Raw genomic sequence first — 20,451 nt, forward strand, 5'->3', positions numbered from 1 at the left:
CGCGCCGTTAAGTCAAAGTTTGACGTGAAGCCCGCAAGTGGGCAAGAAACCTTAAAGAATTACTGTCATTGTGCTGTCACGCCGCAGGCGTAGCACCGCAATGGTTCCGGGGTTTGAATTGGGCGTCTACCTGCCAATAGCCGAGATTTCGGTCAACATCTTCGTGCTTTTCTTCATGGGCGCGGCGGTCGGCTTTCTGTCGGGCATGTTCGGCGTTGGCGGCGGATTCCTGATCACGCCGCTGCTCATCTTCTACAATATTCCCCCCGCCGTCGCGGTGGCCACCGGCGCCAACCAGGTCATCGCCTCGTCCTTCAGCGGCGCGCTTACCCATTTCAAGCGCGGCTCGCTCGACGTGAAACTCGGGTCGCTGCTCGTTGTCGGCGGTATCGTCGGCTCGGCGATAGGCATCTATGTCTTCGTACTCCTGCGCCAGCTCGGTCAGCTCGATCTCATTGTCTCGCTGCTCTATGTCGTGTTCCTGAGCACGATCGGCGGGCTGATGCTCTATGAAAGCATCAAGGCGATGCGCCGTACCCGCGCTGGCCAGCTTGCGACGTTGAAGCGGCCCGGCCAGCACAACTGGGTGCACAAGCTGCCGTTCAAGATGCGTTTTCGCGCCTCCAAGATCTATGTCAGCATCATTCCGGTACTCGTGCTTGGCGGCGCCATCGGCTTTCTTTCCTCGATCATGGGCGTTGGCGGCGGCTTCATCATGGTCCCCGCCATGATCTACCTCCTCAAGGTCCCGACCAATGTCGTCATCGGGACCTCGCTCTATCAGATCGTTTTCGTGACTGCGTTCACCACCGTCATGCAGGCGACGACCAACCAGTCGGTGGATATCGTTCTCGCGATGCTGCTGATGAGCGGCGGTGTCGTTGGCGCGCAATATGGCACTCGCATAGGCCAGAAGCTCAGGGGCGAACAGCTGCGAGCACTGCTTGCGACGCTGGTGCTGGCAGTCGGTCTTCGCCTCGCCATCGAACTCTTCGTTACGCCGGACGACATCTATTCGGTAACGCTCGCCCTGGTCTCGGGAGGCTCATAATGCGCCTTGCCATGATCCCGCTCATGATGCTGTGCCTGGTCGCCGGCCGGGCGGCCCAAGCGCAACAACCGGTCCCGGCCAGCAAGGAAACGATCGAGATCGGACTCTCCACCGACACGATCTCGATCACGTCGGGATTTCGGGGCACTGACCTTACCGTCTTCGGCGCGCTCGACAATGCGGATCCGCTCATCCAGCGGCAGGGCCGCTACGATGTGGTCGTCATTCTTGAGGGTCCTCCCCGGAACTTTGTCGTCCGGCGCAAGGACAGGTATTTCGGCATCTGGGTAAATACGGAATCCGTTTCGTTCCAGAACATTCCCGCATCCTATTCACTGGCATCGACGCGCAGCCTGCAGGACATCACGACGCCGAAGATCTTCGCCCAGCTAAGCCTTGGCGTAAACAACATCTATTACGAACCGATGCCGGAGGGTTTCGATTCGAGCGCATCGTTGCGGGAGTTCACCAAGGAATTGCCGCGACTCAAACAGAAACAGCTGCTCTACAACCAGCGTGTGGGGGATGTGCAGTTTCTATCCTCGACGCTGTTTCGCGCGACGCTGTCGCTCCCGGCCAATGTGCCCGTTGGCAAGCACGTGGCGCGCGCCTACCTCTTCCGCAACGGCGAGTTCCTGCGTGAAAGCTCGACCAGTCTCAACATCGTCAAGGCCGGACTGGAATTCCGCATCTTCCGGGCCGCCAACCAGCACAGCCTGCTCTATGGCCTCTTTGCGGTGTTTCTTGCTGTCGTCACCGGCTGGGCCGGACGCCTTGTCTTCCGCAAAGATTGATCAAAGGTGTTTCGCAACGACAATGAGCCCGCTAAGGGGCTCGCCGCGATCCATGCGGATGGTCTGGCGGTCAATGCTCACCGGCGTCATCGAATGGACCGCCAGAAGCCGGCGCACGTAAGCTTCGGAGTGCGTGTAGCGCAGCGATTGCTGCAGCACCAACCCGTCATCGCCGTCATGCGTCTCGACCGAGAAGGCAAACAGCCCATCAGCCGCAAGAGCAGAGGCAATCTTCGCGAAGGCGCGGTCGAGCGCTCCGACATAGACGAAGACATCAGCGGCGATGATGAGATCAGCTTCATTTGCTGGAACATCGAGTTCGTTCACGTCGCCCTTGGCGAGGCTGTCGTAGACGTTCTTTTCCGCGGCACGCTGCAGCATGACCTCGGATAGATCGATCCCGACGAGATGTTGGCACCTGGCACGCAGCAAAGGGCCCATCAAACCTGTGCCACAGCCGAGGTCGAGCACCGAGGCGAAGCGTCTGCCGGGCGCGGCGTCTTCCACCGCCGCTGCCAGAAGCCCCGGCACCCTGTATTTGAGCTTTTCGAGGAGTGCGCTCTCGAAGGTTGGCGCATAGGCGTCAAAAAGTGTTTCGACATAGGCGGTAGGCGGCGTAACCGGGATGTCGCCCCGGCCGGAAGCGGCCAGCTTGAGGCCAGCCCCGAAACGGTCTTCGACGTCAAGTTCGACCAGCCTTTTCCAGACGATGGCCGCAGCATCGCCATTTCCGGCAGCTTCTTCCATTTCGCCGAGGCGGAACAATCCCGCCGCCCATTCGGGGACAATCTCAAGCGCCTGCCGCATCAGGTCGGCGGCGGCTGCATGCTCGCCACCATCGAACAGCATGTCCGCGTAGGAAGCACGACGATCCGCGATCAGATCGCCGGACGAAAGAAACGCCCGCGCCAGCTTGCTCAATTGGCGACCTGGGCGCGAATGGCGATGATATTGACGGATTTCCCTGACTGCGTGACATCCGAATTGACCTTGATCACGCCGCCTTCGGCAGGCGCATTGCCCTGCGGGAACTGCACCTGCACCAGATATTCCTTGCTCGCATCCGAGACATCAAAGCGCTTGCGCCCGCAATCGCCGAGACTGCCGAAATCGCAACTCACCGCAATCTGCGAGCTCTTGCCGTCGTCAGTCTTGGCGATGATATCGAACACGGCGGTCTTGCCGGCGAGTTGGTCGAGTACGCCCTGTCCGACCTTGAAGCTGATCGTATCGGCATCCTCCGGCGACTGAATGCGCACGAATTTCTCCAGTTGGTCGCCGGCGATCGTCGCCGTCGCGCGGCCTTCGAGGGCAACCTGCGACATGTCAGCGGGGTTGAACACCTCGATCCAGTTGCCCGTCGCCGACATTTGGCCTTCCTTCATCGGCTCCTGGCTGTTGCTGGAGGCCGGCGCGCTCGTGGTGTTCGATGCCCCCATGTTCGGAACCGGTTTGATAATGCCGGAAGCGACGACCCAGAAAAGGCCGATGGCCACAGCCAGGAGGGCCAAAAGGATCAGCGCCTTGGAAAAGCCGCTCGCCTTGCGCCGCTCGGCGTCGCGACGCACTTTCCGGCGTGTCTTGCCCGGTCGATAATTGTCGGGGCTCGGCTCATCGGACCCAGAAACAGGCCCTTCCACTTCTGGCGGGTCCATGTCGATCGATGGCTCGATCCGCTCATCGGCCCCGTGTTGGCGCGCGGGATTTGCGACGAACATCGGTTCGCGCGGCTCCGCAACGGGCTCGGGCGCCGCCGGCGGGGTAATCGCGCCGGTTGCCTGCACTTCGTCCTCGATCCGCGTAATGGCCGCCTTCAGCATTTCGCGACGGTCGTCGCGCTGGCTTTCTTCGAGCGCGCCATTGGCCGCGAGCGAGCGCTCATGCGCACCCCATGCTGATTCGTAGATTTTCTGACGAATGGCAGGGTTCCTCGCGTCGGCTTTCGCCAATGCGTTCCGGATCGCTTGTTCGATCGCTTCCAACAGCCGCTTCCTTCAAATCATTTCGTAATGAATGGCTAGCCATAGCGCATTCGACTGCTTATTCAAGACTTTGACGGCGCAATGATGGCACTTCGCCGCTGCCTGGAGGGTACAGGCCGCAGAGCCCCAGATACACCCCATAAAAGGGTTGAGGTGCCTTGCGACAGAACAGACGCTTATTCATTAAGATCGCTGCCTGCGGCGGCGCGGCTCGATCACATGGTTCTGGTTTCGCTTGCCGAATATTGCAGGTCTGGTAAAAGAGTTACGTTTACGCAAACGTCAAAATTTTCTGGGAGTGGTCGATGGCTTTGCCGGATGTACTTAAGTCGAAATTGCGCATTCCGGTCGTTGGTGCGCCGCTGTTCATCGTTTCGCATCCGCCACTGGTTCTCGCGCAATGCAAGGCCGGCATCGTCGGCTCATTTCCGGCGCTCAATGCGCGACCCGAGGCGCAGCTTGACGATTGGCTCGCGGAGATAACCGAGGAGTTGCGCAATCACGACGAAAAGAACCCGGACCGCCCCGCCGCGCCGTTCGCTGTCAACCAGATCGTCCATCGCTCCAACAAGCGCCTCGAACATGACCTCGGCATGTGCGTCAAATACAAGGTTCCGATCGTCATCTCATCCTTGGGAGCAGTCCCCGAGGTAAACGACGCGATCCACTCCTATGGCGGCATTGTCCTCCACGACATCATCAACAACCGCCACGCCAATTCCGCAATCCGCAAGGGCGCTGACGGGCTTATCGCCGTTGCGGCAGGCGCCGGCGGGCATGCCGGCCCGCTGTCGCCATTCGCCCTCGTCCAGGAAATCCGCGAATGGTTCGACGGTCCGCTGCTGCTCTCGGGCGCGATCGCCAATGGCGGTGCAATCCTCGCCGCACAGGCCATGGGCGCGGATCTCGCCTACATCGGCTCGCCATTCATCGCCACGGACGAAGCGCGGGCCATCGACGGCTACAAGCAAATGATCGTCGATTCGACCTCGACGGACATCGTCTATTCCAACTATTTTACCGGCATCCATGGCAACTATCTCAAGCCCTCGATCGCGAAGGCCGGAATGGATCCCGAACACCTGCCGGAAGCCGATCCGTCGAAGATGGACTTCGAAGCGGCAACGACAGGTGCCAAAGCCTGGAAGGACATCTGGGGCTGCGGCCAGGGCATCGCCGCCATCAAGGAGATCGTTCCTGCCGGCGAACTTGTCACGCGGCTGGAGCGGGAATACCACGCAGCGAAGGCGAAGCTCTGCGCTGGGTGAATATGGCACCCGCCGCAACGACCCCAATGGGTTGAAGTCAAGCAGCCTACATCGGCCGGCTGGCGATTTCGGCAACGGCGCGCTTCGCCATCACCTTCACCAGATTGGCACGGTACTCCGCCGAGGCGTGCAGGTCGGACAGCAATCCGTTCGGATCGACTGTCAGATTATCCAGCGCCGATGCGTGGAAATCCGCCGCAAGCGCCGTTTCGGCATCTTCGAGGCGGAACACACCGTTCTCGCCGGCGCCCGTGACCGCGACCCTCACCGTATCGCCGGATTTGGCGACGAAGACGCCGGCCATCGCGTAGAGCGACGCTGGGTTGGGGAACTTCTTGTAGGCAGCCCGGTCCGGCGCCGTGAACTCAACTGCCGTTATAATTTCGTCGGGTTCCAGCGCTGTTTCGAAGAGGCCGGTAAAATAGTCCGCGGCGGCTATCGAACGGCGGTTCGTCACAATCGTCGCATCCAGCGCGAGAAGCGCCGAGGGATAGTCCGCGGCCGGGTCATTATTGGCGATCGACCCGCCGATCGTCCCCATATTGCGAACCTGCGGATCGCCGATATGGCCGGCAAGGCTGGTGATCGCCGGACAGATTTTTGCCAGTTCCACGTTCGTCGATACGTCATAATGGCTTGTGACCGCCCCGATACGGACGGTGCGGCCTGTGATCTTCACGCCCTTCAATGCTTCGATGCGACGCAAATCTACAAGATCGCTCGGTGAGGCCAGGCGTTGTTTCATCGTCGGGATGAGCGTCATGCCGCCGGCAAGATACTTGCCATCCTCGGCCTCGCCCATCTGCCGGGCAGCGCCTTCGACGGAGGTGGCGCGATGATATTGTGTCTCATACATGGCGTGCCTCCTTTATTTCGCCGCCTGCAGTGCGGCCCAGACATTTTGCGGGGTCGCCGGCATGGCCAGATTATTGTTGTTGATGGCATCGGTTACAGCGTTGATGACGGCGGGAGGCGAGCCTATGGCGCCTGCTTCCCCGCAGCCCTTGACCCCAAGCGGGTTGGAAGGACAGGCTGTCACGGTGTTCGTGACGGTGAAGGATGGCAGGTCGACGGCGCGGGGCATCGTATAGTCCATGTAGCTTGCCGTCAGAAGCTGCCCGCTCGGATCGTAGTGCGTGGCTTCGAGCAATGCCTGGCCTATGCCTTGCGCAAGACCGCCATGCACCTGCCCCTCGACGATCATCGGATTGATGATGTTGCCGAAATCGTCGGCAGCCACAAACTGGACGATTTCGGTCGTGCCGGTCTCGGGGTCGATCTCGACCTCGCAGATGTGGCAACCGCCCGGGAAGGTGAAATTCGACGGATCGTAGAATGCGCCTTCCTTCAAGCCCGGCTCCATGCCGGATGGAAGGTTGTGCGCCGTATAGGCGGCAAGCGCCACCTGGAACCACGGCACGCTCTTGTCCGTGCCGGCAACGCGCACATCGCCGTTCTTGATTTCGATGTCGGCTTCGTCAGCTTCAAGCAAATGGGCGGCAATCTTCTTGGCCTTGGCTTCGACCTTGTCGAGCGCCTTGGCGATCGCCGACATGCCGACGGCACCGGAGCGCGAACCATAGGTGCCCATGCCCATCTGCACCTTGTCCGTATCGCCGTGGACGATGGAAACACTATCGATGGGCACGCCGAACCGCTCGGCCGCTAGCTGGGCGAAGGTGGTTTCGTGGCCTTGGCCGTGCGAATGCGATCCGGTCAATATCTCGATCGTGCCGACAGCATTGACCCTCACCTCCGCGCTCTCCCAGAGCCCGACGCCCGCACCCAGCGAGCCGACAGCGGAAGAGGGCGCTAGGCCGCAAGCCTCGATATAGCAGCTCATGCCGATGCCGCGCAGCTTGCCGCGTTTTGCTGCCTCCTGCCGGCGATTCTCAAATCCGGCATAATCGGCGGCATTCATGGCCGCGTCGAGCGTCGCATCGAAATCGCCGGCGTCGTAGCACATGATCACCGGCGTCTGGTGCGGGAATGATTTCACGAAGTTCTTGCGCCGCAGTTCGGCGGGGGAAATTTTAAGTTCGCGGGCCGCCGTCTCCATGATGCGCTCAAGCACATAGGTCGCCTCCGGCCGCCCTGCGCCGCGATAGGCGTCGACGGGCGCAGTATTGGTATAAACGGTCTTCACATTGGCGTGGATTGCCGGAATGGCGTATTGCCCGGAGAGCAACGTCGCATACAGATAGGTCGGGACGCAGCTCGAAAACAGCGACATATAGGCGCCGAGATTGGCGATCGTCGCAACCTTGAGGCCAAGAATCCTGTGGTCGCTGTCGAAGGCGATTTCCGCATGGGTGACGTGATCGCGCCCATGCGCATCGGTGAGAAAGCTCTCGGTGCGGTCAGCCACCCATTTGACGGGAACGCCGGTTTTCTTCGATGCCCACAGGCAGGTGATTTCTTCGGGATAAATGTAAATCTTCGAACCGAAACCACCACCGACATCCGGCGCAATCACACGCAGCTTGTTTTCTGGCGCGACATTATAAAATGCACTCATCACCAGGCGGGCAACGTGCGGATTTTGCGAGGTCGTCCAGCAGGTGTAGTGATCCTCACCGGAATCGTAGACGCCGAGCGTTGCCCTCGGCTCCATCGCATTTGGCACAAGGCGATTATTGACGATGTCCATGCTGGTGACGTGTGCCGCCTTGGCGAAGGCCGCATTCGTTGCTGCTTCGTCGCCGAGGTCCCAATCGAAAATCAGATTGTCGGGCGCTTCCGCATGAATTTCCGGCGCGCCCTGCTGCATCGCGTCGAGCGCGTTGACGACGACAGGCAATTCCTCATAGCTCACTTCGACTGCCTCGGCAGCATCGCGCGCCTCACCTTTGGTGTCGGCGATGACAATAGCGACTGCGTCGCCAACATAACGCACCTTGTCGGTTGCGAGCGGCGACCAGGCGCCCATTTTCATAGGCGTGCCGTCCTTGGAGTGGATCATCCACCCACAGATGAGGTTGCCTATGCCGTCGGCCTTGAGCTCGCTGCCCGTCAGCACCGCGACGACGCCGGACATCGCCTTCGCCGCATCGACATTGATGCCGGTGATCCTGGCGTGGGCGTGGGGGCTGCGCACGAAAGTCGCATGCTTCATGCCGGGGACGACCATGTCGTCGGTGTATTTGCCCTTGCCGGTGATAAACCTCTTGTCCTCCTTGCGAAGAACCCGTGCTCCGATACCTTCAACGCCCATGGTTAGTTCTCCCTGTCGCAGGCGGCCTGGCTGGAGAGATAATAGCGCTCCGGGGCGATGCCGCTGCTACACTTGAATCCGCTGATCAGGCAGCCTTTTCGGCGCCCTTCCCCATTTTTTCCGATGCGTCGAGCACGGCCTTGACGATGTTATGATAGCCGGTGCAGCGGCAGATATTGCCTTCAAGTTCGAGACGCACAGTGGCTTCGTCAAGGCCGTCTGGATGCCGCCGGATCAGGTCCGCCGAACTCATGAGCATGCCCGGCGTACAGAAGCCGCATTGCAGCGCATGATGCTCGCGGAAGGCGGCCTGCAACGGATGCAACTCGCCATTGAGGCCGAGCCCTTCGATGGTGGTGATCGTAGAGCCCGATGCCTGCGCCGCTAGCATCGTGCAGGATTTGACCGCCCTGCCATCGACATGGACGATACAGGTACCGCATTGCGACGTGTCACAGCCGACATGGGTGCCGGTCAATCCAAGATTTTCACGCAGGAAATGCACGAGCAGTGTTCGGTCTTCGGCTTCGCCCTTGACGGCGCGCCCGTTCACGACCAGTTCAACCTTCGCCATAGGTTCCTCCCAGACCGTTGACTTGGCAGACCGATCTTCTCCCGAGACCCATCTGCGCGAAGAAGAGATTAATCGCTCCTACGCACTTGTCTATCGGCAAATAGAAAAATTCTAATGTGCACCTTGTTGTACGCATCGCATGGCGGAATCGCTCGCCGGTTCTTCGAACGCCCCAAAAAAGCAGCGATCTCAAGGCTTGCATTCGGCGCGCAATGCGGGTATCAGGCGCGTCATCCTTCGGCATGATCGTCTCTGCCGAATTCAGGGATCGGGAAGCATCTTCCCTGCCGCTTTAGCTCAGTCGGTAGAGCACATCATTCGTAATGATGGGGTCGCGTGTTCGAGTCACGCAAGCGGCACCAGTTTTCTCATGGTAAATCAGTCGCTTGACTGATCGTTTCTCGAAAAATCCCTATAGCCCAATCCTTCGGTCGTCACCGGGTCGTCACGCTTTTGCAAATTCCCAAAGGGTGCGTTGCTCGTGAAATTATCGGTCGGCCGCAAGCATCGGTCTTGAAAAAAAGCGTGACGACATGGCTTAAGACTTGAACTAATGCAGTTTTAGGCGATGCGATACGAAAAATGGCACAAGCGTTTGAAACGGCAGCCTTTCGTGTCTAGCGTCTTAACAACTGCCGGGTTGAAAAACGAGTCATTGCCAGCGTAAGTTCCAATTCTCCAGTCGAAGAAGCGAAAGAAGCCGGACGAGCATGGCACGTCAGCGAGCGCCCAGTTGTCGCCAGCTATTCATCTTCCAGCTCGTATCGATAGATTGTTCTGACGTCTTGCTCGGTCAAAAAAATCCCTCGTATAGCCAATAAGCGTGCGCGACGCCCAAAAAAAGTGACTGCCATTTGGATCCTTTCTCGACTTACACCATGGTGTATCTTTCGGTGGCAGGTCGGGCAGAGTGCAACGATGTTTTCTGGTACATCCAAACGATTCGAATGACTTCCCTGTTGGCTAACAGGAATCAAATGGTGCGCCTCGACAAAGTTCCTCCCGCCCCTTCTCGCAGTGAAGGTTTCATGGTCAGGATTCCATTCACACCGGCTATCCGCCGAATTGAGCGCCGCTGCAGCTGCCCTGGGATCTCTACGCCATCCGCCACGATTGTTGCCCAGCAGTCGCTCTGGTGGGGCGAGTGGGCCGTCAGGCAACTGCGGTATTTCATCTGGAGTACGCGCGATTTCAGCTGCCGCGGCCTGATAGGGCCCCTCCACGTCGGGAAGCAGAGCGACAACCTGGTTACCAGCACGAACAGCGAGAGCATCGTACACGTCGAGCAACCGTCGGAGATCATTGGCTACTCCGACTTCATCCATATCGGAATCGCTCGCCGCATAATAGCGGCTAACGATAGCCCCTGATTGATATCCGAGACCGAGTTCAGACGTTGCACCCAAGTCGATTGGCCCGAGAACAAAGCCATCGGGGGGATTGATCATACCGGCTAATGCCTGAGCACCGGTCCTCGACTGTTGACGGGCTAACTGGTGATCGACAAAGGCATTCTTGTACTGAGTGAAACCCTGGTTAAGCGAAAGCCAACAGCCGGCCATGTCTCTTCGAAACAACAGTACAATAAAGTAACCATCTTTCACAGTGCGCGTGATATCTCGTCTGCAGCACGCCACCCAAGGTATGTGGGCGAAATTTCGGTTTACTTCGCCAAAACCGCCATACCAACGGTAAATCGCGTCGTTTCGACCGCTCGCCAAAATCTCTCTACGAATAAAGGCCGGCAGGTGGTCCTTAATAGCTAGTAGTGATGGGTCGACTTCATCACCACGTATCAAGCCCTTAGCGGCGGGGCGATAGCCACCATAAACATCGTTCAATAACTGCATAAACTCACCTTACGAGACACAAACACACCTGCCGGGCAATGACATTAAGATGCTGCGACGTTGTTCTTTAGGTAGTGCAGAAGAGCACCGTCTTTTTGCTTGGACTGTCCGCGCGCGTGGCTCATTCCGTCAGTACCACCCCATCTCTCAAGGAGTAGTACATCATCTTTGTACTCGAGGCCCGGGATCATCTGCGGCAGGTGCTTCACTACTTCGAGTGAACGATCAAAGCCGAGAACTGAGCTTAGCGAAACTGTACAAATGGCAGAATACCCCCAGTACTCTAGTCCTTCCTCACCGTTGGACCAGTCGGCTAGCAGACCGTTGATAAGAAACTGGCCGCTGGTAAATCCGCATACGTACGAAGCCACGCGAATATCATGGAGCGTCCCGTAGTTAGGCAAGCTTCGAGGCGGACCTTCTAGTAGTTGACCTATCTGCTGCTTGCACCATTCGGTTGTCTCCCCACCGATTGCGAGAACCTCGTCGGGCATGGGCGGTATTGATCGCTTTTTGGGTTTTTTCTTCAAGAAGGAGAACATTAATTCCTCTGGAAATTTGGACGGGTATTTGCGCTTGGTTCGATGTACGCGGTAAAAACGCGTGCCGCTACGTGTGCGAATAGATTTATTTCTTCGGTTTCTTTATTTGATAGAGGCTGCCATCCTTTTACCAGTCGAAAGCGATACTACGGATTCTCCGGCGAACACGGATTCAATCGCCAGTGCGCCTACACGACTCCCTCGTCTCTTGCCCGTAGATCGGGACGATCGTGGGCCCTCCCAAATACCCGCCGTCGCAATTAAACGCCTCTCTCGTTATGCCGGGAAAACAATAAGCTGCGAAACATTTGCGAGCGTTGCAAGGTCTATCTCGTTTCAAATCGGACAGATAGCGGAGACGTACCACCCACGATTTGCAAGAACGTCAACCGGCGCAAAAAAAGAGTTGGGTTAGTTTACAAGGCGGTACCTGGCGCTAACCAGTGGGGGTGAGCGTGTGGTCTCGGCTCCCCCCCGGATCGTTGGTGGTTGCTGTTGGTAAAGGCGATAGTACCTGCAACTCAGGGTGTCGAAAACCTTGCGTATCCGATTGCGCCGCGTGTGCAGTGGTTTTGGCCAAGCAGGAGAACTATTCCACCGGCTTGGCCCATCGAACGCCGTATCTGATTGGGCGACGCTGATGTTTTAGCGTCTTCTCCGCGCGCAGTATGAATGCCGCCGCCTTCAATCCTTCAGTCGAGATTGACTGAATTAGTACGGAGCTCTTTTATGTTTGTGCGGTCGAGTGCAATGGGAGAAAGAACGCCATGGCCTTCGCCGTGGACAAGGCAAAATCTGGTAGAGTCAGTGATCGGGAGGGGTGTCACGCTCCGCCCCTGTGTCTGGTAAACGAAGGCGTTCAGGATGGCTTCGTTTCCTTCACAAACGTTCATTTCAACTCGGAACCATCGCGGTGCTCTTCGTGGCGTCATATTTATTCAGCGAACGCGGCCACGATTCCCTTTTTTATGGGTTTTCATCTCAACCTGCGCCACGGATGCACGTCGGCCCGTCGCGGTCAGCACGACTATTGGGCACACCTTGGTGCCGACAAAGATGGTAACTCGTGTGAATCATACGTGCCCAGGTTATCTATTTGCAGCCGAATGACGAATTGCATGCATAATAAGCATCTATACTGCGGCCCACAATGCTGCAGTTTCAGTTTAGGTATGGAGTTGAATACATCGGAATGGACAGCGCAATGGGCAAGGCAAGCATATTTGACGGTGCAACGATATACGCGGCCGCCTCGGTTGTTTTAGTTGCGTTCGGCTATTTCACGGGATTCTGCTATTTGTGGGCATACTACGGCCTTTTCTCAGTCTCGCTCGCCGAACTGGATTTAAGTCTCCAGTATGTCCTTGTACACGCATTTCCAGCTATCTGGACAATGACGAAGGAGAACTGGATGATAATTGTCGCTTCGATTTTCTTCGGTTGGTTAGCTTGGTACATGACCACGATTCGACAATCCATTTCCTTTATTTCGAAGAAGCCGGTCTTACTATGGTTCCTCCTCGCGTTGGCTATTCCAACTTCACTGTATTATACTGCTACCGCTAGTGGATCCTTTAATGCTCGCCGCGATATCAGCGCATTAAAGGTAGTACAGATAAAATTGAAATCTGGATCTGACTATCGTGTTACAGATCTTAGCCTCGCGCAGACTTACTATTTGGCATCAACGGAACGAAACACGTTTGTCGTTGTAAAGGCCAAGCGAGGGCCAATCTGGACGCTTAGGTTGGCTAACGACGAAATCGCTTCCATCGCTGTTTATTCCAATTGAGGAGGCCAGGTTGAGGATACTTATGGTGGTCACCTTCTGCGGTATTGCAACTGCCACCGCTGCTCAGGAAACGGTGACGTATTACAGGTTGAAAGACAAGAATGAGCCTACGAAGGGCTACTTACTGCCTCCCGCCCCTAGCGCGCAGTCGCTGATATTCCAGCCATGCGATGGAAACGCGTTTGAGGTTACCAGCGACCAGATAGAGCAGACTACCGACACATGCGGTGGGCCTCCCGGAACGCTATCTACATTCGATCCCAAAGCGCTAATTGGGGCGCCTGTATACACTTGGAACAAAGACCTTGTCGGCAAAATTACCAGCGTCGACAAGGCTGGCGGCGAGGTAAAGACGCTGTACATCGGTCCGGAGAATGCTCAAACTGGCAAGAGCTACGAGATCCCCGCTGAGAATTTCGACTTCAAGAAAACTGGGAACAATTACGAGGTAATGTATTTGAAAGGGATCGATGCCCTCTTTCAAGACAACAAAATGTAGGTTCAACAAAGACATTGCTAATCATCTTGGTCCATATTCCACCGAGTCTTCGTTCAAAAAGGACATGATCCGGCGCATTCAACAAGCTTTCAATTTAGTCCCAGATTGGCAATAGTGTCGGACCAAACGATGTGAGTCCTTAGTTACTCCGGCCAAATCGTATGCTTGGCCATGGCGGAGGTTCGGATCCCAACCGGAGGACGGGCCAGAAGACCGCTCTGAGGAGCACACATTTCTCACTATCCGCGTTGAACGTTGCGAGGCGAGTGTCGATGCTGCCATCAATTTTGACGTTTACGTACCCGAACACGCATGGAACTTGTACGACGATCAAAACATCTTCGTGCGCCCAGATGGCGTTTATGTCATCACGTCCTGTCCGGCGAGGCAATTTCGCTGCATGCAATCGACGGCGGAGCGTCGCCCCATCTCACTAACGCTTTGACTTTGTCACCCCGATTCCCGCCATGTTGGTTGAAATCTTAGCCTTGCCGGTACAGGCAGGATAGCGGACGCAGCTCAGGAAGGCACCGTAACGCCCGGATCGTTCGATGAGCCATCCATCTTTACACTCGAGGCAGGACGGATAGGTGGCTGCGCAATTACATTTGGCCTCCGCTGATCCGTCCGCACGTCTTGGAAGTCCAACACCACAGGACGAGCAGGCGGGTAGATAATTTCCGCAATGCTGCACGTGTTCGCAGCGATACCAAGTTCGACCCTCCCGGCCCCGCACGTCCAATAACCTTCCGCCACACTCTCCACACTCGTGCGCCGCCTGTCGGCCGCCAGCCCGCGTAGCAATGCCATATTTGGGGTCTTTGTGGAGTTCGGTCACAAAGGACGATGGTCTCGAGTTGGAGGCGAGGATCGTCAAGGTGTGGCGCGCCCGCGTCATTGCTACGTACATGACGCGCCGTTCTTCCGCGTTTTCGAACAACTCCTCCTCAGGCGATACCAGCGCAAGCAAGGGATCATCGACGATTTCGGAGGGGAAGCCCATCCGGCCGCTGTCCGCGCCCAGAAGTACCACATGATCGGCTTCGAGGCCCTTTGATGCATGGATAGTCTTGAAGCTAATATTCAGCTGGGGGAAAAGTCGTTTCAGATCGATCATATTCGGCTCAAGAAAGCGGTACCGTCCCAGCAGCAACACGCTTGCCGTGTTCGCGAGGTCAATCCTTGCGGACAGTTCTGCCAGAACTTCGTCGAGCTTTGTCTCGTCATCGTTCTTCGGCGTCATCACGATCCTGATGGCTGGCTCGGTTGCATTGCCGGCGGGAACGATTTCCTTGGATATCTGGACCGGGTTTTTCAGCACGAATGTTCTGGCTGCGAATGCGATCTGGTCGACCGATCGGAATGTGCGACCAAGATCCACTATCCGATGGACACCGGTCTCGCCGTTGAAGCTCCCACCAAATTCATCTCCGAAGTGGCGCATTAGATGGATGTCAGATCCAGCAAAGCGGAAGATCGATTGCCAGTCGTCGCCAACAGCAAAGACACGAATGTCAGTGTGCTGGGCTTTCAACGCCTTCACCAACTTGGCACGGCTCTGTGAGATATCCTGGAATTCATCGACGAGGATGTGGCGGAACGGGCTAACATATTGCCCAGTTTCAGCATAGCGAGCGGCTCGCAGGATCATGTCTTCGAAATCGATCCTTTCACCAAGCCGCTTCTGATACTCCGTGAAAACTGGCGCGAAAACGGCGAGGAACGCTATGGCGCGACTGCCTAACTTAAGTTGTTCTGACTTCGTCTCGCAGTCAGCGATGCTGTAGCTGCCGCTTTTGAATTTGCGCAGAAAGGTCCCGAGCAGTTGTGAAAACGCGTCGACCTGCTTCAATTCAATCACGCGGTCAAAGATAGTGTCGGCAGAGAGAGGTTTTACCGTCACATGCGGTGCGAGCTTTTCGGCCAAAGCGGTGAGCAGAAGCCCTTCCTGCCGCTCGAAGCTATATGTCTCAATGAGGGTGGTTTGATAAGCTGCGTGAATCCCGCGCTTCCATTTTATGTCCGCCAGATACTCGTCACGATCGACGAAGGGTGCTGTGATCAACCTCTCAGTGCCATCTGGCATTTGCTGACGCCGCACACCGAAATGCTCGATGTAGACACCACTATCGGTCAGACGAAAATCCGGGCAATAGTCCCGGCGTCCTGTCCCCCGAATCTTGTGCTCGTAGTCCGGCTCATATTCGTATTCGACACCGTTTTCGTAGAGCCAGTTAGCAATCTGCAGCTCTTCGTAGCTCTTGACCTTATCGCCCTGTAGGGTGCGAAGATCCTGCTTCTCGATATGAGTGTAGAAATCGTGTTTGGTCTTGAAGTCCCATTCGGTTTTCGGCTCGACTAGAAAGTGCGCAAACCACTGTATGATTGCTCTGGATACTTCAGAGCGCGCGCGAACCAGATCCTTTAGAATCTGCTTGATCAAGTTTGTGAATGCTAAGTCGTCTATGGCGTGACAGGCCAGAGCCGGCTTTGACCCCTCGACACTACCGATTATGTCATAGGCAAGTGCGTGAAAAGTTCGCGCCACGATTGGCACGCCCGACCGTGCCTCGACCCGTTCCGACATTTCTTTTGCGGCGTTCTTTGCAAATGCCAGCAGCAGTATTTCCTCCGGCCGGCGGATACCGGCCCTGACGAGGTAGGAGGCCTTGGCCGTAATCACGCTAGTTTTTCCGGATCCGGCTCCGGCAAGCACTAGCGTTGCGTCCTCGTCCACCACAACAGAAAGCCGCTGTTCCAGCGTCAGAGGCTTGTCCTCGATTGTATCGAAGAAGTTCTTCCAGCGTTCGAGCTCGGCACCAACAAAGGTAGCGACGGCATTCGTTCTCATCGTGCCAGCATCGGCAGCGAAACTCCTGACAAGCGCAACACGCTCGGCTTGCTCGGCTCCGATGGCGTCAGGCTGGAGTTTCGATAGCAGCGAGGTATCAAGGGCCCTGGCATCGCTCAGAAGAGGCGCGAGTTCAGAGGCACCGGGATAACGAGCCGGCTTGGCCAGTTCGGCAACCGCTCGATGGACTCGCAGAAAGCGATCTGCTTCACGCTCCAGCGCCGAAAGATTGAACCCGATCCAAGCGCTTTTGATTATTTCAGCGAACTTGGACCCCTCAGGATATCGTAGACCAAGCATAACGAAGGAGCGCTCTGCCGTGGTGATAGTCATCGTCGCACCGACCGTACCCTTTCGCACAAGCGGGGCGGCAGATATCGCTTCAAGGGGTACGGACGAGGTCAAACCGCGGCGCGTCAGCCGCAATTGATCTCCGTCAAGCTCCATGGCCCGAAATGTCGTCCCGAATAGGTTCACGAGCAGTCCGAGCAATGGCTGTTGTTGCAGTCGTTTCAATATCGCAGCCTCGTATCGCGTTTGGCGGCGCAGATCGGCTTTGCCGTCGTAAATGACCCGACCAATACATCACGAATGGTAAAGAGGAAGCACAAGAACGAATAACTAACAGCAAATGAATGCCGTAGGACGAATCGCCAAGCATAATCGATCTGGAGTTGGCCATCAGAATTGCATCGGGCAGATGACGTTAAGATGTCGCGGACGCAGCTTCGCCGTCTGTGGATGGATGCCAAAAGATTGGATCCGATTCAGACAAGGAACCTTCAAGTAGTCACACTGCTTTTCAGCTACCTCGATCGGAAGTGAGATGCGAAAACTCCTTCCGCATCTGATCATAGAAATCAAGGACGTTGTGGTCAGTGCTGTTGCGTTCCATACGCGTGTACCAGGTTCGGCTGAGCCGAAAGGCTTGCCGCGCTCGATCGGATTCCAGAAGATATCGCTCCGTGTTTTCCGGATCCACGATTGGGAGATATAGGGTCAGCAATGTAACGGGCATAATGTTCGGAATCGCGTAGTAAATAAGCTTCCCCGTGTTAACTGCATCATCCAAGGCGAGGTTGTCAGACGTCTGTGCAAGCTCAACCAGAGAGCTTTCGATTGTCGCTTCGTTGACCCCATTGCTTGCAACCGCCCTAGTCCAATATTCGCGCCAGAAGACAAGAGCTTCACGTGCCAGGCCGCGGTGCCGTGCTAGTTCTTCGTAACCATCTTGCCCGGCATGTCGTGCGGCAAGGTAGAAAAGCCGTTTCGATTCGCTAGGCTTGAGGCAATTGATGTCCTCGATCGTTTTCCCCGCTGTCCATTCATATGGCGCGTGCGTTACTGTTTCTTCGATGGCGCGGTAGAGAAACGAATTGATCCTTTCGAGGTTGTTCCAAATTATCCGCTCCAGGTCGCGAATTTTGATAATTCCAGGGTCATCGACACGCCTAGTCGTGAGCTCGTCAAGCCTGACAAGCTTCTGCGGTTTTGTTGGCGCAATTGATGCGACAGGCGACTGCCCAGAATTAGTTTTGTCGACCAAACCGGTAAGAGCAATATATAGCATCATATTCTGGACAGTATGATCCATCTTATGCAGATGATCGATTGTCAGCTTGCGTGCGTCATTTGGAAACCCACGCTGATCCAGCCATTCCCTCTCATGGTTGTTCCACTTACCGTGAATGATCGAGTTGCGTACATATTTGATCGCTAGATAGTCGTTAAAAACCTCTTCATCCACTGCGATATGCGCGTTCCTGAACGCCTGATATAGATTGCGGACACGGTCGTCATTTCTAACGTTATTCTCAAAATACTTGTCGAGAATGCTCGCGTTGTCACGTCGCCGCCAATCCGCAAGCATGGCTTCGATGGCACCCACCATAAAGACGGCCATGATGCGGCAAAAGGAGGCGTCGAAGTGATCCGAGAAAGCATAATGCCCGCCCAGTGGATGAGTGAGCAGCGCGTGCCGCGCCTCGTGCAAATTTATCAAGTCATCCGAGTAGGTGTCGATGAACTCGCTAACTTCCATTTCAGGGTCCTTTCGTAGTTGCTAGCGCGCCTATTTGGCCCTGCGTATCACGCGCGTCCCACGTATGTCCTGCAAGTTGTTCGCGACGCAAAGGTGTAGACCTTCTTGGTCTCGCGCTGCATCCTGGCGCCAAATCTGTCGAGAGAGCTGGAAGACGCGCTATAAGGCTTTCTCGGGACGGCGGAAGGTGGCATCCATGCCCGCCCCGGTCATCTGCGGGTCGCCTTCCCACATTCCGCGGGCGGCTGCCCTCAGGTCATCGAAGTGACTCGCGCGCCACCAGGTGTATCAAGGATGGTCTGACACAGAATGGTCTTGTTGTGGGGAGTTGACCTTTGCGCGTGCCGGTGCCGAGGCTTTTCGCCCTTGGCTCTCGTTTTTTTGGGAATTGGTCATCGCATTAGTGCGGTTGAAATTTCGGACAGCGTTGCTTCACGACGATCAGGAGAGTAGCGCCCGGCTTGCACAGATCATGAATCGAGCGCAAATTACCATGGTCGCCGCTCGGGGGATTGCAGCGGCCAAATTGAGGGGGATCCATGAATGCGAAGCTCGCTGTTGCTGCCCGCAGTTCGCTGGAGCGCCCTAACTGGAGCACCCGGGCCGCGCAAAAGCTTGGTGGAACGATGGTCTGCCGACTCATTGCACTGTTGGTGTTCATATCTCTAACTTTGGATGCTGCCTGCGCCAATTCTAAGTACATCCGCCGGACTTCGGGTTCTAATTCTGTTATTGTCTTCGTACACGGCATCTTGGGCAACGCAGCGTCGACTTGGAAAAATGATAATGGAGCGTATTGGCCGGACCTACTGAAGAGCGACCCTACATTCGATGGATCGGACATTTACGTGTTCGACTATCCGTCCAGTTTTCGGGGCGAAAACTTCACAATCGACCAACTAACCGACAACGCACGTCTCGTTTTGGAAAGCGATGACATTCCGTCTCACTCACAGATAATATTTATCGCTCACAGTATGGGCGGCTTGGTGGTACGAGCATATTTGCTGAAGTATCGCGACGTCGCAGCGAAGACGAAGTTCATCACCTTCTTGTCCACCCCAACAACGGGCTCTGATCTAGTAGGGCTAGCGGGTCTTTTTTCAACCAACCCATCGTTGTTCGAAATGAAGCCGATGGATTCTAAATCGTCCACTTTTCTAGCCGCGTTGCAAAGTAACTGGCTGGCTGCCCAATTTCGAATTGCATCATTCTGCGCATACGAAACGCAACCCACATTTGGCAGAATGGTTGTGCCTATTTCAAGTGCTACCAACTTATGTAATGAGCACTTAGATCCAATACTCGCCGATCATATAGGGATTGCAAAGCCTTCCGGCCCAAATGATACCCCCTACCTTTCATTCAAATCAGCTTATAAATCGATAGTGGACACCCTTGAGTCTCGTCTGAAACTTTCGTTGGCACCTCATCAGTTTATAGTTTTTGGCCCTATTGTGCGTATCTATTCACCAGGCTTTGCGGCCAACCCTGGTTGCGGCGTGAGATCAGCAATAAGCTGTGCGAAGATAGAGCATGGTGGTCGAATCTTGCCATCGTCAGGAAAGCCGATGATCATCTCATCTGATGGACATGGAAAGGTCCGCTCCAGCGTTGTGGAAGACAGCTACAACGTTACCTGCATCCAATTTTGGGCCACACCCCAAGCTTGTGAGCAAGCCGTATCCATTGAAGCGCGAACTGTTGCAATAGAACAGGTCGGTTCAGAACCCTGAGCGCGCCCTATGTGCGCCTTAAATTGACTACAAAAAGCTAAGCGCCGGATTGCTCGAGTAAATTTGGGAAATGCGCTGCCGATGCCAATGTTTCAGATCATCGTCAGCCGTTAAGACCTCGCGACGGCGCTCGCTGCCGCGATCATCGACTTGCGTAAGGGGAAGAAAGAGCAGCTTCGCTTTGCCAAGGGAGCAGCGATTTCGGCGAGATTAATTTTTGCTCCCCTTTTATGTCAGACCTTGCCGCGCTACGGCCG

Annotated in this window: 14 protein-coding genes and 1 tRNA gene; 7 read left to right on the top strand and 8 right to left on the bottom strand. The window is 56.0% G+C overall.

The window, feature by feature from the left end:
• Window positions 1–100: 100 nt before the first annotated feature.
• Both BR48_RS0105350 and BR48_RS0105355 read left to right on the top strand, forming a co-directional pair.
• Window positions 101–1,051, top strand: coding sequence for a sulfite exporter TauE/SafE family protein (locus tag BR48_RS0105350; RefSeq protein ID WP_174207786.1), 951 nt, complete (start codon window positions 101–103; stop codon window positions 1,049–1,051).
• Window positions 1,051–1,845, top strand: a complete 795-nt coding sequence (locus BR48_RS0105355) for a TIGR02186 family protein (protein ID WP_027230360.1) — start codon at window positions 1,051–1,053, stop codon at window positions 1,843–1,845. The genes BR48_RS0105350 and BR48_RS0105355 overlap by 1 nt, the downstream gene beginning before the upstream one ends.
• Here BR48_RS0105355 and BR48_RS0105360 read toward each other — a convergent pair whose 3' ends face one another.
• The gene (locus BR48_RS0105360; protein ID WP_348625676.1) at window positions 1,846–2,766 is read right to left on the bottom strand and encodes a methyltransferase domain-containing protein; all 921 of its coding nucleotides are present in this window, start codon (window positions 2,764–2,766) and stop codon (window positions 1,846–1,848) included. It lies immediately after the preceding gene.
• Complete coding sequence (locus BR48_RS0105365; RefSeq protein WP_027230362.1) at window positions 2,763–3,827, bottom strand: hypothetical protein; 1,065 nt, start codon at window positions 3,825–3,827, stop codon at window positions 2,763–2,765. Before BR48_RS0105365 ends, BR48_RS0105360 begins: the two co-directional genes overlap by 4 nt.
• A 305-nt stretch (window positions 3,828–4,132) precedes the next feature.
• Here BR48_RS0105365 and BR48_RS0105370 point away from each other — a divergent pair, with 305 nt between their 5' ends.
• Window positions 4,133–5,095, top strand: a complete 963-nt coding sequence (locus BR48_RS0105370) for a nitronate monooxygenase family protein (protein ID WP_027230363.1) — start codon at window positions 4,133–4,135, stop codon at window positions 5,093–5,095.
• 46 nt (window positions 5,096–5,141) lie between these two features.
• Here BR48_RS0105370 and BR48_RS0105375 read toward each other — a convergent pair whose 3' ends face one another.
• The 3 genes from BR48_RS0105375 to BR48_RS0105385 all read right to left on the bottom strand — a co-directional run bounded on the left by BR48_RS0105375 (window position 5,142) and on the right by BR48_RS0105385 (window position 8,883).
• Entirely contained in the window at window positions 5,142–5,951 is an 810-nt protein-coding gene (locus BR48_RS0105375) for a xanthine dehydrogenase family protein subunit M (RefSeq protein ID WP_027230364.1), read from the bottom strand.
• A 12-nt stretch (window positions 5,952–5,963) separates the two neighbouring features.
• Entirely contained in the window at window positions 5,964–8,309 is a 2,346-nt protein-coding gene (locus BR48_RS0105380; protein ID WP_027230365.1) for a xanthine dehydrogenase family protein molybdopterin-binding subunit, read from the bottom strand.
• A gap of 85 nt (window positions 8,310–8,394) precedes the next feature.
• On the bottom strand, window positions 8,395–8,883 hold the full coding sequence (locus BR48_RS0105385) for a (2Fe-2S)-binding protein (protein WP_027230366.1): 489 nt from the start codon (window positions 8,881–8,883) through the stop codon (window positions 8,395–8,397).
• Between the two features lie 286 nt (window positions 8,884–9,169).
• Between BR48_RS0105385 and BR48_RS0105390 the strand changes: the two genes are divergently transcribed.
• Window positions 9,170–9,245 (top strand) — tRNA-Thr (locus BR48_RS0105390).
• Window positions 9,246–9,626: 381 nt separating this feature from the next.
• Here the strand turns inward: BR48_RS0105390 and BR48_RS0105395 are convergent.
• Window positions 9,627–10,733 carry a DUF3578 domain-containing protein gene (locus BR48_RS0105395; protein ID WP_027230367.1) on the bottom strand — a complete coding sequence of 369 codons (1,107 nt, stop codon included), beginning with the start codon at window positions 10,731–10,733 and terminating at the stop codon, window positions 9,627–9,629.
• Window positions 10,734–12,467: 1,734 nt separating this feature from the next.
• Here BR48_RS0105395 and BR48_RS0105405 point away from each other — a divergent pair.
• Window positions 12,468–13,067 carry a hypothetical protein gene (locus BR48_RS0105405; protein ID WP_155810811.1) on the top strand — a complete coding sequence of 200 codons (600 nt, stop codon included), beginning with the start codon at window positions 12,468–12,470 and terminating at the stop codon, window positions 13,065–13,067.
• 10 nt (window positions 13,068–13,077) lie between these two features.
• Entirely contained in the window at window positions 13,078–13,566 is a 489-nt protein-coding gene (locus BR48_RS0105410) for a PRC-barrel domain-containing protein (protein ID WP_155810812.1), read from the top strand.
• Window positions 13,567–13,999: 433 nt separating this feature from the next.
• On the opposite strand, the gene BR48_RS0105415 is transcribed toward BR48_RS0105410, so the two are convergent.
• A complete protein-coding gene (locus BR48_RS0105415) occupies window positions 14,000–16,933 on the bottom strand; it encodes a UvrD-helicase domain-containing protein (RefSeq protein ID WP_027230371.1) in 2,934 nt (977 codons plus the stop codon).
• Between the two features lie 286 nt (window positions 16,934–17,219).
• On the bottom strand, window positions 17,220–18,458 hold the full coding sequence (locus BR48_RS0105420; RefSeq protein ID WP_027230372.1) for a hypothetical protein: 1,239 nt from the start codon (window positions 18,456–18,458) through the stop codon (window positions 17,220–17,222).
• Between the two features lie 539 nt (window positions 18,459–18,997).
• Between BR48_RS0105420 and BR48_RS0105425 the strand changes: the two genes are divergently transcribed.
• Window positions 18,998–20,194 carry an alpha/beta fold hydrolase gene (locus BR48_RS0105425; RefSeq protein ID WP_027230373.1) on the top strand — a complete coding sequence of 399 codons (1,197 nt, stop codon included), beginning with the start codon at window positions 18,998–19,000 and terminating at the stop codon, window positions 20,192–20,194.
• Window positions 20,195–20,451 lie beyond the last annotated feature (257 nt).

The sequence above is a fragment of the Phyllobacterium sp. UNC302MFCol5.2 genome (genome assembly GCF_000686005.1).
Taxonomy (GTDB): Bacteria; Pseudomonadota; Alphaproteobacteria; order Rhizobiales; family Rhizobiaceae; genus Phyllobacterium; species Phyllobacterium pellucidum.